This window comes from Corynebacterium sp. ACRPH, assembly GCF_022347285.1.
GTDB lineage: Bacteria > Actinomycetota > Actinomycetes > Mycobacteriales > Mycobacteriaceae > Corynebacterium.
Genome location: NZ_JAKRND010000008.1, coordinates 21,206 through 33,450 on the forward strand (window position 1 = coordinate 21,206; position 12,245 = coordinate 33,450).

A 12,245-nucleotide genomic window follows, 5' to 3' on the forward strand; every position below is an offset into this window, starting at 1 on the left:
CAAAAGTGAACTTTCGTAATACTTTCGGCAAGGAGCGAAGTTGAGTTCGGAAACCCCAAACCATAGAGACTCAGTCTACGAGCGCCTGCTGCGCGAGCGAATCATCTTCCTGGGCAGCCAGGTGGACGATGAAATCGCCAACGAGCTGTGCGCCCAGATTCTGCTGCTGTCCGCAGAGGATCCGACGCGCGACATCAGCCTGTACATCAACTCTCCCGGTGGCTCCGTCACCGCGGGTATGGCGATCTACGACACGATGAAGTATGCGCCGTGTGACATCGCTACTTACGGGATGGGCCTGGCGGCGTCCATGGGCCAGTTCCTGCTTTCCGCAGGCACAAAGGGTAAGCGCTACGCCCTGCCGCACGCCCGCATCATGATGCACCAGCCGTCCGCAGGCGTGGGCGGCACCGCCGCCGACATCGCCATCCAGGCGGAGCAGTTCGCCTACACCAAGCGGGAAATGGCGGAGCTGATCGCGGAGTTCACCGGCCAGACCGTTGAGCAGATCACCAAGGATTCCGACCGCGACCGTTGGTTCACTGCCCAGCAGGCCAAGGAATACGGTTTCGTCGACCAAGTCATCACCTCTGCGAAGGAGAGCTAAGACATGTCAGAGATGCAGATGCCAGAAATGCGATACATCCTGCCGTCGTTCGTGGAGCACTCCAGCTACGGCGCGAAGGAATCCAACCCGTACAACAAGCTGTTCGAGGAGCGCATCATCTTCCTGGGGACCCAGGTGGACGACGCTTCCGCCAACGACATCATGGCGCAGCTGCTCGTGCTGGAGGGGCTGGACCCGGACCGGGACATCACGATGTACATCAACTCTCCCGGCGGTTCCTTTACCAGCCTGATGGCGATCTACGACACGATGCAGTACGTCCGCCCGGACGTGCAGACCGTGTGCCTCGGCCAGGCCGCCAGCGCCGCTGCCGTGCTGCTGGCCGCCGGTACCCCGGGCAAGCGCGCTGCTCTACCGAACGCCCGCGTGCTGATCCACCAGCCCGCCACCGGCGGTGTGCAGGGCCAGGTTTCCGACCTGGAGATCCAGGCCAAGGAGATCGAGCGCATGCGTAAGCTGATGGAGGAGACCCTGGCGCGCCACACCGGTAAGTCCGCCGAGCAGGTACGCATCGACACCGACCGTGACAAGATCCTGACAGCCGAGGAGGCCAAGGAGTACGGCATCGTCGACCAGGTCTTCGACTACCGCAAACTGTCGGCGCAGAACTAGCGCCCGGCAAACACTAGCGACCCGCGGGGCTCTCAGCTTCCGCGGGGTTTTTGGTGTGGCGCAGTAGAATTGAAGGCCTACGAGGGTGCTAATCTAGCTGTCCCGCAAGTTACCCAATCCAAGAAAGCCTGATGTCCCGCATGCCTGAAAGCGCAGAGCTCCTGAAGTGTTCCTTCTGTGGAAAGAGTCAGAAGCAGGTCCGCAAGCTGATTGCCGGCCCTGGTGTTTACATTTGCGACGAATGCATCGAGCTTTGTAACGAGATCATCGAAGAGGAGCTGCTGGCCGTCGATCCTGCGGAGAGCTCCGCGAAGCTGCCGAAGCCTGCGGCGATTGCAGAGTTCCTGGATAGCTACGTGATCGGCCAGGACGAGGCTAAGCGCACGCTGGCCGTTGCCGTGTACAACCACTACAAGCGCATCCAGGTCGAGGAGTCGAACGCCGCTGCCCGCCGCTCCGACGATGAGGTGGAGCTGGCGAAGTCCAACATTCTGATGCTGGGGCCTACCGGTTCGGGCAAGACCTATCTGGCGCAGTCGCTCGCTCGAATGCTCGATGTGCCTTTCGCCATTGCTGACGCCACCAGTTTGACCGAAGCCGGCTACGTCGGTGAAGACGTAGAGAATATCTTGCTGAAGCTTCTCCAGGCCGCCGACTTTGACGTGGCGAAGGCCCAGCGCGGCATCATCTACGTTGACGAGGTGGACAAGATCTCCCGCAAGTCGGAGAACCCGTCCATCACCCGCGACGTGTCCGGCGAGGGCGTGCAGCAGGCCCTGCTGAAGATCCTGGAAGGTACCGTTGCCGCCGTTCCGCCGCAGGGCGGCCGCAAGCACCCGAACCAGGAGTTCATCCAGTTCGACACAAAGAACGTGCTGTTCATCGTGGCGGGTGCGTTCTCCGGGTTGGAGAAGGTCATTTCCGAGCGCCGCGGCAAGAAGGGTCTGGGCTTCGGCGCGGAGATCAGCGCGAAGTCCGAGGAGGATCCGAACCCGTTCCAGTTCGTGGAGCCGGAGGATCTGGTGAAGTTCGGTCTGATCCCCGAGCTGATCGGCCGCCTGCCAGTGCTGACCCACGTCGGCCACCTGGACGAGGACGCCCTCGTGCGCGTACTGACCGAGCCGAAGAACTCCCTGGTGCGCCAGTACCAGCGCCTGTTCGACATGGACGGCGTGCGCCTGACCTTCGAGGACGAGGCGCTGCGAGAGATTGCCCAGAAGGCACTGGCCCGCGAGACCGGCGCCCGCGGCCTGCGGTCCATCATGGAAACCCTGCTGCTGCCGACCATGTTCGCCATCCCTGAAGATGAGGAAACCGGCGAGGTCATCATCACCGGCGCATGCGCCCGTGGGGAGGCGGAACCGACCCTGCTGACCCACGAAGAGGTCGCCAAGCGGGACAAGAAGAGCGCCTAGTCGTGATATAGGTCCGATGGCGCCGAGGGGGCGTCATCAACCTCTTCATCCTCATGCCGTGCGTGGTTGTAGAGCGACGCGGCGACCGAGGTACCAATCACCGAAGAATGCGAAGCGTGGGTGTACGACGCGCCCTGGTTGGTGGGCATTGTGGTGGTGAGGAAAGCGATGACCGCATTGCACGTCAGGGTCCGCAGGCCATCCTCGTTTTCGGGTGTGCTGGAATCCATGCCGTACAGGGCGTGGAACGTTGGGCCCTGGGTGACGGCGAAGGAGCACAGCGCAGTGATGAGTGCATAGGTATCCTCCGCGGACACACCGCTGCGGAAGGCACCAATATCGTGGCCGCGCATCAGCACGCGATCCAGATGCAGCACCACTGGAGAGTCCTCTAAAACGCCTACGCGGTGGACGAGCTCCGGATCGCCCAGCAGATTCTCCGCCACAATCAGGCGCACTGCGTCCGGATGGGTGGCAAAGCGCGTGTAGGTGGCGGCGACGAGCTTGCGCATCTCGCGGACAGGGGAGCTTTCCATCTCCGGGTTGTCATAACCATTTAGCGGCACGGGCCAGATGGAGGAGTGGGCATAACGCAGCGCCTCCTCGTACAGGCGAGCCGGGGAATCCAGCAGCTCGCAGTTCTGCGGCAGGCGTGCGGCCTGGGTGATCGCGGCCAGGTGTTCAGGAGTGAATGCGGCACCGACCCGGATGGCGATGGTCACGGCGGTGTTCATGGCCTGGATGTACTGCTGTTCGCCGAGGCCATACCAGGCCGCAGAGGCGGGAAGGTGGGGCTTATTCTGCACCAATTCAGTTTATCTATGAAGGGGCTGAGCCTGCAGCGATGTGCAGTTAATCCAGGCTCGTGCGGGGGTGGTTTGATGTTCGAATGCAGTGAGAGTGCAGGGTGTCGGGCAGGTTATTACAGTAGGGAGAGGATTTAAGAAAATTCTCACCAACGCATTGCTTAAGGAGCCCCGCGTGACCACCAACAACCAGAATGCCGTTACCGTCACCGTCACGGGTGCCGGCGGCCAGATCGGCTACTCCCTGCTGTTCCGTATCGCCAAGGGGGAGGTCTTCGGCGACCGCGTAGTGAACCTGCGCCTGCTGGAGACCGAGCAGGGCCTGCAGGCCGCCCGTGGCGTGGCCCTGGAGCTGGCCGACTGCGCCTTCCCGCTGCTGGGAGAGGTCACCACCACCACCGAACTCGACAGGGGCTTCAAGGATGCCAACGCAGTCTTCCTGGTGGGCGCCAAGCCCCGCCAGAAGGGTGAGGAGCGCGCCGACCTGCTGGCCGCCAACGGCAAGATCTTCGGCCCGCAGGGCAAGGCGATCGCCGAGCACGCCGCCGATGACGTCCGCGTGATCGTCGTCGGTAACCCGGCGAACACCAACGCGGCGATCGTTGCGGCCCACGCAGAGGGCCTCGACCCGCGCCGCGTTACCGCCCTGACCCGCCTGGATCACAACCGTGGCCTGGCGCAGGTGGCGGACAAGCTGGGCGTGGCAGTGCGCGACCTGAAGAACATGACCGTCTGGGGCAACCACTCCGCCTCCCAGTTCCCGGACGTTACGGAGCTGACGCTGAACGGTGAGAAGGTCGCCGACAAGCTAGATGCGGCGTGGGTAAACGATGAGTTCATCCCGCGCGTAGCCAAGCGCGGCGCGGAGATCATCGAGGTCCGCGGGCGCTCCTCGGCAGCCTCCGCGGCAAGCGGCGCGCTGGACCACATGCGCGACTGGGTGAACGGCACCGCCGAGGGCGACTGGGTTTCCGTCGCACTGCCTTCCGACGGCTCCTACGGAATCCCGGAGGGTCTGGTCTTCTCCTTCCCCTGCCGCTCTGTTAACGGCGAGTGGGAGATCGTGCAGGGGCTGGAGATCAGCCCGGCGCAGCAGGAGCGCATCGACGCAAACATCAAGGAGCTGCAGGAGGAAAAGGCCGCTGTCGTGGAGGCTGGCCTGCTGTAGTTTCCTATAGCCCGCTGTAGTTTTCTGTAGCAAAACTTTTTTCCGCATATCGCCACCCGGCCGTTAGGTCGGGTGGTTTTATGTTAGGCATGACAAATCCCACTGACACCACAGCCCCGATTCACTCGCAACCACTCCAGCACTCGCTTTTCAGCCAACTCACTGCCCGCGCCGGGTGGCTGCTGCCCGCGATCCCCGAGCCGGTTCTGCGGATCTTCGGCTCCCGCACCAACTCCGACGGTGATCGCCTGGATTCCGACGTCCGCGCCTCCAGCCTGGTCACCGACCTGATGCACCCGGCGGACTATTCCCAGCAGCCCGTCGAAGCCACCCGCGCGGTTGTGGAGGACGCTGCGTACATGGCCGGCGGGCACGTCACCCAGGTCGGCTCCGTAGTGGAGGAGCGGATCCGGGGCGTGCGCGTGCGCCACTACCGTCCCACTGGCGCGGTCTCGCCGGACGAGGAACTGCCCACCCTGGTGTACTTCCACGGCGGCGGTTGGGTGGTCGGCTCCCTCGACTCGCACGATTCCACCTGCCGTTGGCTGTGCGAGGCCGCCCGCGTGGCCGTGCTCTCCGTGGACTACCGCCTGGCTCCGGAGCATCCTTTCCCCGCTGCGCCGGACGACTGCTGCGATGTCGTTGATGCGGCCATGGCGGGCGAGGTTAAGGGCGTCAATAAAAATAGGGTGGCCGTCGGCGGCGATTCCGCGGGAGGTAACCTGGCCGCCGTGGTGTGCCTGCGCCGTAAGCGCGAAGGCCAGGAGCAGCCGCGTGCGCAGCTGCTATTTGTGCCGGTTACGGACCTTTCCAGGATGGATACGCCCAGCCACAAGGAGTTCTCCAAGGGGTACTTCCTGACCCAGGCACACATGCAGTGGTACCGCGACCAGTACCTCACCGACGATGTGCAGCGGCTGGACCCGGACGTTTCGCCTCTGCTTGCCGAGGATGTCAGTGGGGTGGCTCCGGCCTATGTCGCTGTCGCCGGGTTCGATCCGCTGCGCGACGAGGGCACGGCCTATGCCGAGAAGCTGCGGGAGGCAGGTGTGCCCGTTTCTTTCCGACGCCACCCCGGCCTGATTCACCCCTTCGTGAATTCTTCGGGCGTGTGGCATAACTCCGGGCGGGCGTTGGACGAGGCTGCGGGTGTGCTGCGGGCGATGCTCGAGATGCAAACGCTCAGTGGGTGAGCGGGTGGTAGGCGGGGTGTATGCCCTGTCCGGGCCGTCTACTAGACTTGGCAGACGTGAGTGACTCCAGTTCTAAGGCAAATGGCTCTAACCCGATTGGTGCCGACCGCTCGGCACAGCTACCTGCGGCATGGGACCCCGCCGCGGTAGAGGAAAACCTCTACCAGGGGTGGGTGGACTCCGGCTACTTTAAGGCCGATCCTTCCAGCGACAAGCCGCCCTTCAGCATTGTGCTGCCGCCGCCGAACGTGACCGGCCAGCTGCACATGGGCCACGCGCTGGACCACACGCTGATGGATGCGATGGCTCGCCGCAAGCGCATGCAGGGCTTCGAGGTTCTGTGGCTGCCCGGCTCCGACCACGCGGGTATCGCGACCCAGACGAAGGTCGAGGCCAGCCTGAAGGAAACCGAGGACAAGGACCGCTTCGACTACGGCCGCGAGGCCTTCGTGGAGAAGGTCTGGGAGTGGAAGGATCAGTACGGCGGCGTGATCCAGCGCCAGATGCGCGCCATCGGTGATTCCGTGGATTGGTCGCGCGAGCGCTTTACCCTGGACGATGGCCTGTCCCGCGCCGTGCAGACGATGTTCAAGGAGCTTTTTGACGCCGGCCTGATCTACCGCGCGAATCGCATGGTGAACTGGTCTCCGGTGCTGCAGACTGCGATCTCCGACATCGAGGTTGTGTACTCCGACGACGAGGGTGAGCTGGTGAGCATCCGCTATGGCTCGCTGGACGATTCCGAACCGCACGTGGTCGTGGCCACCACTCGTGTGGAGACGATGCTGGGCGACGTGGCCGTTGCCGTGCACCCGGAGGATGAGCGCTACGCGGACCTGGTGGGCAAGACCCTGCCGCACCCGTTCCTGCCGGACCGCCAGATGATCGTGGTGGCCGACGACTACGTGGACCCGGAGTTCGGCACCGGTGCGGTGAAGATCACCCCGGCGCACGACCCGAACGACTTTGCGATGGGCCAGCGCCACGACCTGCCGATGCCGGTGATCATGGACGAGACCGGCCACATTGCGAACACCGGCACTGAGTTCGACGGCATGGAGCGCTACGAGGCGCGCGAGAAGATCCGCCTGGCGTTGGAGGAGCAGGGCCGCATCGTGGCCCGCAAGTTCCCCTACGTGCACAGCGTGGGCCACTCCGAGCGCTCCAAGGAGGCCGTGGAGCCGCGCCTGTCCGAGCAGTGGTTCGTCAAGGTGGATGAGCTGGCGAAGATGTCCGGCGATGCGATCCGCTCCGGCGACTCGGTGATCCACCCTTCCTCCCAGGAGCCGCGCTGGTTCGACTGGGTGGACGACATGCACGATTGGTGCATTTCCCGCCAGCTGTGGTGGGGCCACCGCATTCCGATCTGGTACGGCCCGAACGGTGAGATCGTGTGCTGCGGCCCGGACGACGAAGCTCCGACGGGCGAGGGCTGGCGCCAGGACGAGGACGTGCTGGACACGTGGTTCAGCTCCGCCCTGTGGCCGTTCTCTACGATGGGTTGGCCGGAGAAGACCCCGGAACTGGAGAAGTTCTATCCCACCAGCGTGTTGGTGACGGGCTACGACATTCTGTTCTTCTGGGTCGCCCGCATGATGATGTTCGCCACCTTCGCCTCCAAGCACACCCCAGAGGTGTTGGGCACGGGCAAGGACGGCCGCCCGCAGATCCCGTTCAAGGACATCTTCCTGCACGGCCTGGTGCGCGACGAGCACGGCCGCAAGATGTCAAAGTCCCTGGGCAACGGCATCGACCCGATGGACTGGGTGCGCGACTACGGCGCGGATGCGCTGCGCTTCACCCTGGCGCGCGGTGCCAACCCGGGCTCCGACCTGCCGGTGGGCGAGGATGCCGCGCAGTCCTCCCGCAACTTCGCCACCAAGCTGTACAACGCCACTAAGTTCGCGCTGATGAACGGCGCGCGCGTGGGCGAGCTGCCCGCCCGTGAGATCCTGACGGATGCCGACCGTTGGATCCTGGATCGCCTGGAGGAGGTCCGCCAGCTGGTGGACGACGCGCTGGATCGCTACGAGTTCTCCCTGGCGAACGAGAACCTATACCGCTTTGCCTGGGGCGAGTTCTGCGATTGGTACCTGGAGATTGCGAAGGTGCAGATCCCGCGCGACTGGGATAGCGCCACGGAGGAACAGGTCCAGCGGGGCATCAGCACCCAGATCGTGCTGGGGCGCGTACTGGATGCGGTGCTGCGCCTGCTGCACCCCGCCATGCCCTTCGTGACCGAGTCGCTGTGGAAGGCGCTGACCGATGGGGAAGAGGGCTACTCCGACTCCCTGGTCACCGCCGACTGGCCGACCTCCGACCTCACCAACGGTGGGACGCAGACCGATGCCGATGCGGTACGCCGCATGGCGGACGTGGACAAGCTGGTCACCGAGCTGCGCCGCTTCCGTAGCGACCAGGGCGTGAAGCCCTCCCAGAAGGTGCCCGCCGCGCTGGATTTCGCTGCCGCTGACCTGGCGGACTTCGAGGAGGCCGTGCGATCCCTGGTGCGCCTGGAAATCCCGAAGGAAGGCTTCGCAGAGACTGCGTCCATTGAGGTCCGACTGTCCCAGGCAACCATCGCCGTGCAGCTGGATACCTCCGGCACCGTTGACGTTGCCGCGGAGCGCAAGCGCCTGGAGAAGGACCTCGCGGCAGCTCAGAAGGAGCTGGACAACGCAGCGAAGAAGCTGGGTAACGAAAACTTCCTGTCCAAGGCACCGGAGAAGGTCGTCGAAGGAATCCGCGAACGCCAGCGCGTCGCACAGGAAGAGTTCGAGCGCATCACTGCCCGCCTGGAAGGCCTACCGCAGGCATGACCGACGACAGGATTGCCGACGGCAAAAGCTTCGAGGAAAAGGTCGGGGATAGCTACCCGGAAGAGGTCACGCTCGACGAGGCAGGCCTAGCCCTGCCTATCGACGGTGTGGGGGCGGATGAGGCCGAGGTGGCGTCAGTACAAGAACGTCCCATTACGCCCGAAGACCTGGCCGCGCTGGCGGAGGTCGACGCGGAGCTGAATCAGCGCTGGCCGGAGACGAAGATCGACCCGACGCTCGAGCGCGTAGAGATGCTGATGGATCTGCTCGGCCACCCGGAGCGTGCATTCCCGGTGATCCACGTTGCGGGAACCAACGGCAAGACCTCCGTGGTGCGGATGATCGAATCGCTGATGCGCGCATTCCACCGCCGCACCGGGCGGACAACCAGCCCGCACCTGCAGATCGTCACCGAACGCATCGCCATCGACGGCAAGCCACTGCACCCGCGCGACTACGTGGACACCTGGCGCGACATTCAGCCGATGGTGGAAATGGTGGACGCGAAGAGCCAGGCCGAGGGCGGCCCGCAGATGAGCAAGTTCGAGGTGCTGGTGGCCATGGCCTACGCGGCCTTCGCCGACGCGCCGGTGGACGTGGCTGTGGTGGAGACCGGAATGGGCGGGCGCTGGGACGCGACGAACGTGGTGAACTCCGACGTTGCCGTGATCACCCCGATCGGGCTGGATCACACGGACTACCTGGGCGACACGCTGGAGAAGATCGCGGGCGAGAAGGCGGGCATCATCAAGGCCCGCTGGGATGCTGACGATCTGCTCACCCCGCCGGACAATGTGACGATCGTTGCCGAGCAAGAGCCGGCGGCCATGCGAGTACTGCTGGAAGAGGCCGTGGCGAAGGATTCCGCCGTCGCCCGCGCCGGCAGTGAGTTCGGCGTGGTCTCCAGCCAGATCGCCGTCGGCGGGCAGACCGTAACCATCCGCGGGCTGGCTGGCGAGTACACAGACATCTTCCTGCCGCTCTCCGGCGAACACCAGGCACGCAACGCCGCCGTGGCCCTGGCTGCCGTGGAGGCATTCTTCGGCGCCGGAGCCGAGCGGCAGCTGGACGTGGACACGGTGCGGGAGGGCTTCGCCTCCGTCGCCTCGCCCGGCCGCCTGGAGCGCGTGCGCTCCACCCCGAGCGTGTTTATCGACGCCTCGCACAACCCCCACGGGGCGAAAGCCCTGGCTGCGGCCATCGACCGCGACTTCGAGTTTCGCCGGCTGGTCGGCGTGGTCGGAGTGCTAGGGGACAAGGATGCCCGCGGCATCCTGGCTGCCCTGGAGCCGGTGATGGACGAGGTCGTGGTGACGGAGGTGAACTCCCCGCGCGCCCTGCCGGTCGACGTGCTGGCCGAGTACGCGCGGGATGCCTTCGGCGAGGAGCGCGTGCACGTGGCCGCGAACCTGCCCGGAGCCGTGGAGATCGCCACCCAACTGGCCGAAGACGACGAGGACGGCGTGTTGTCCGGCGCTGGCGTGCTGATCACTGGCTCTGTGGTGACGGCCGGGGAGGCTCGGACGCTGTTCGGCAAGGAACCGGCGTAGGCGGCCAGGACAGGCGCCGGGACACTCGCCGGCGCCAGGAAAATTTTTTAAACGGAAGATCTACCAAGGAGCTGCACAATCGTGGCACAGAACCCGCACAACCGCAGTAAGGCTGGCGAGGACAGTGGGCAGAGTGGGCACAGTGGACAGGGCGAATTCGGCCCGCTGGGTCCCGGCCAGGCCCCGGCCAACGACCCGATGAAGGGCTTGCGCGGTGTGATGGCCGGAACGCACATCATGGAAGCCATCGTGATCCTGCTGGTGCTGACCGTCATCACCCGGGTGGATGCCGGTGCTTCCGCCACGACCTTCAACATGGCCTACGTGATCGGCCTGGGGGGTGCGATGATCGTCGCCGCCTTCCTGCAGAAGGCCAAGTGGGCTGATTGGTTGAACATTGCCCTGCAGGTGCTGGCGATCGCGGGCTTCATCGTGCACCCGGCGATGGGTGCTATGGGCGTGATCTTCGCTCTGTGCTGGTGGTACATCTACCACCTGCGCTCGAACCTGATGCGCCGCATGGAGCGCGGCCTGCTGCCCTCGCAGCACCTCGATGAGGAAGGTAACGTGCGGCGCCCGACTACCCCCGCCGACTAATCTTTGTGACGCCACATTCGCACCACCTTTAACACTAGTAACACTCACCTGGGAATACCCTTAAATAGGGGTAAGTCTCCCGCTACCCCCGAATGTGGTTTATTATCCGGTGCATGACGTTAACGCGCCGTGCATTTTTCCGTTTCTCCACCGCTCTGGGGGCCAGCGTCGGTGGCTCCCTCCTCTTCGCCAACCGCAACAACATGGGGGTCTTCTCCTCCGCCGACGACGCACTCCCCGGTGCAGATCCCGCCGGAGCTGCCGGCGCACCGACCCCTGCCGAGCAAGAGGGCTTCACCGGGACGGGAATCGGCGTCAACCAAAAGGGCGAGCTACCCGGAGGCACCGGGTACCTCACCATCACCTTTGCGCCCGCAGCGACCGAGGCAGCGCAGGCGACCCTGCGCTTCGAGTTCCAGGACGGTCGCACCGAGGACCGCGTGGTGCAGCCCGAGGCACACGACCGCGAGGGCGATGATTCCGCACTGAAGTCCGAACCGGTAGAGCTGCCCGAGGGGGCCACTGTCGTATGGCTGCCCGGCGAGGTGAACGACCCGGCGACGCGCCTGTTCCTCCACATCGTGGAGGCTCCGCAGGGGCAGGAAGAGCAGATCTTTGGCGCGGGCATTGCACCCTACGCTGCGCCGATGGGGCTGCCCTCCAACCCGGCTGAACTGCAAAGCAGCCTGGAGACCGGAGCTGCGGGCCTGGCTGGCTCCCTGGCGCTGGCGGGCACCATCGCCGGAATCCTGCAGTCCAGTGGCCTGGCCAACCCGGGTGCGCCGGCTCCGGGTGGTGCCGGCATTGGCGGCGCGAACGTGATCAACGGCCTGCGCGTGGTTTCCCGCCGCGAGTGGGGTGCCAACGAGTCGCTGATGGGGTGGACTCCCCGCTTCACCCGCGCGCAGCTCATTACTGTGCACCACACGGCGATGGCCACTCCTGCCAACGGCGACTACGCCGCGAACGTCCGCAGCATCTACGCCTTCCACGCCTCCCGGGCCAACGGCGGGCGCGGTTGGGGAGACATCGGCTACCACCTGCTGATTGCTCCGGATGGCACTGTGTTCCAGGGGCGCACCACCGGCACGGGTGGCCAGGCGGTCTTCCAGTCCGGCAGCTTGGGCGCATCGCCCATGTCCGTCACCGCAGGTCACGTGTACAACGCGAACGACGGCAATATTGGTGTGTGTCTGCTGGGGAACTTCATGCAGCAGGCTCCCACCCCGGCCGCCATCAACTCTCTTGTGCGCGTTCTCGGCCACCTGTGCCGTGGGTTGGGGCTAGACCCGCGCGGTAGCGTGCGCTACGTAAACAACGCGGCCCGCCTGAACTTGACCCGCCGCACGATCACCGGTCACCGCGACTGGGGCGACGTCTCCACTGCGACCGCGTGCCCGGGTGACCGTGCCTACGCACTGATGAATCAGGTGCGCAGCCGCGTATAGCGCCTGGGT

Annotated in this window: 10 protein-coding genes; 9 read left to right on the top strand and 1 reads right to left on the bottom strand. The window is 64.9% G+C overall.

All coding sequences use genetic code 11. The features are described 5' to 3' along the window. The first annotated feature begins 40 nt into the window (after window positions 1–40). The 3 genes from MHX66_RS05660 to clpX all read left to right on the top strand — a co-directional run bounded on the left by MHX66_RS05660 (window position 41) and on the right by clpX (window position 2,655). The gene (locus MHX66_RS05660) at window positions 41–607 is read left to right on the top strand and encodes an ATP-dependent Clp protease proteolytic subunit (RefSeq protein ID WP_239201060.1); all 567 of its coding nucleotides are present in this window, start codon (window positions 41–43) and stop codon (window positions 605–607) included. A gap of 3 nt (window positions 608–610) precedes the next feature. After that, a complete protein-coding gene (locus MHX66_RS05665) occupies window positions 611–1,240 on the top strand; it encodes an ATP-dependent Clp protease proteolytic subunit (protein WP_011273209.1) in 630 nt (209 codons plus the stop codon). Between the two features lie 140 nt (window positions 1,241–1,380). Beyond that, window positions 1,381–2,655: an ATP-dependent Clp protease ATP-binding subunit ClpX gene (clpX, locus tag MHX66_RS05670; protein ID WP_011273210.1), complete on the top strand. Its 1,275-nt coding sequence runs from the start codon at window positions 1,381–1,383 to the stop codon at window positions 2,653–2,655. Here the strand turns inward: clpX and MHX66_RS05675 are convergent. Next, window positions 2,652–3,461, bottom strand: a complete 810-nt coding sequence (locus MHX66_RS05675; protein WP_239201062.1) for a hypothetical protein — start codon at window positions 3,459–3,461, stop codon at window positions 2,652–2,654. The genes clpX and MHX66_RS05675 overlap by 4 nt on opposite strands. Before the next feature lie 175 nt (window positions 3,462–3,636). Between MHX66_RS05675 and MHX66_RS05680 the strand changes: the two genes are divergently transcribed. The 6 genes from MHX66_RS05680 to MHX66_RS05705 all read left to right on the top strand — a co-directional run bounded on the left by MHX66_RS05680 (window position 3,637) and on the right by MHX66_RS05705 (window position 12,236). After that, window positions 3,637–4,629: a malate dehydrogenase gene (locus MHX66_RS05680; protein WP_239201064.1), complete on the top strand. Its 993-nt coding sequence runs from the start codon at window positions 3,637–3,639 to the stop codon at window positions 4,627–4,629. 89 nt (window positions 4,630–4,718) lie between these two features. Next, window positions 4,719–5,822: an alpha/beta hydrolase gene (locus MHX66_RS05685; protein WP_239201066.1), complete on the top strand. Its 1,104-nt coding sequence runs from the start codon at window positions 4,719–4,721 to the stop codon at window positions 5,820–5,822. Window positions 5,823–5,842: 20 nt separating this feature from the next. After that, window positions 5,843–8,641 (top strand): valine--tRNA ligase, encoded by a 2,799-nt coding sequence (locus MHX66_RS05690; RefSeq protein WP_239201068.1) that lies wholly within the window; start codon window positions 5,843–5,845, stop codon window positions 8,639–8,641. Beyond that, the gene (locus tag MHX66_RS05695; RefSeq protein WP_239201070.1) at window positions 8,638–10,191 is read left to right on the top strand and encodes a folylpolyglutamate synthase/dihydrofolate synthase family protein; all 1,554 of its coding nucleotides are present in this window, start codon (window positions 8,638–8,640) and stop codon (window positions 10,189–10,191) included. The genes MHX66_RS05690 and MHX66_RS05695 overlap by 4 nt, the downstream gene beginning before the upstream one ends. A 198-nt stretch (window positions 10,192–10,389) precedes the next feature. After that, complete coding sequence (locus MHX66_RS05700; protein WP_239201197.1) at window positions 10,390–10,788, top strand: DUF4233 domain-containing protein; 399 nt, start codon at window positions 10,390–10,392, stop codon at window positions 10,786–10,788. A gap of 113 nt (window positions 10,789–10,901) precedes the next feature. Next, complete coding sequence (locus MHX66_RS05705) at window positions 10,902–12,236, top strand: peptidoglycan recognition family protein (RefSeq protein ID WP_239201071.1); 1,335 nt, start codon at window positions 10,902–10,904, stop codon at window positions 12,234–12,236. Window positions 12,237–12,245: the final 9 nt, after the last annotated feature.

Excerpts from the sequence above, each read along its gene's own strand:
- MHX66_RS05665 (WP_011273209.1), top strand. The coding sequence starts at position 611 with ATGTCAGAGATGCAGATGCCAGAAATGCGATACATCCTGCCGTCGTTC.
- clpX (WP_011273210.1), top strand. The coding sequence starts at position 1,381 with ATGCCTGAAAGCGCAGAGCTCCTGAAGTGTTCCTTCTGTGGAAAGAGT.
- MHX66_RS05685 (WP_239201066.1), top strand. The coding sequence starts at position 4,719 with ATGACAAATCCCACTGACACCACAGCCCCGATTCACTCGCAACCACTC.
- MHX66_RS05690 (WP_239201068.1), top strand. The coding sequence starts at position 5,843 with ATGCCCTGTCCGGGCCGTCTACTAGACTTGGCAGACGTGAGTGACTCC.
- MHX66_RS05695 (WP_239201070.1), top strand. The coding sequence starts at position 8,638 with ATGACCGACGACAGGATTGCCGACGGCAAAAGCTTCGAGGAAAAGGTC.
- MHX66_RS05700 (WP_239201197.1), top strand. The coding sequence starts at position 10,390 with ATGAAGGGCTTGCGCGGTGTGATGGCCGGAACGCACATCATGGAAGCC.
- MHX66_RS05705 (WP_239201071.1), top strand. The coding sequence starts at position 10,902 with ATGACGTTAACGCGCCGTGCATTTTTCCGTTTCTCCACCGCTCTGGGG.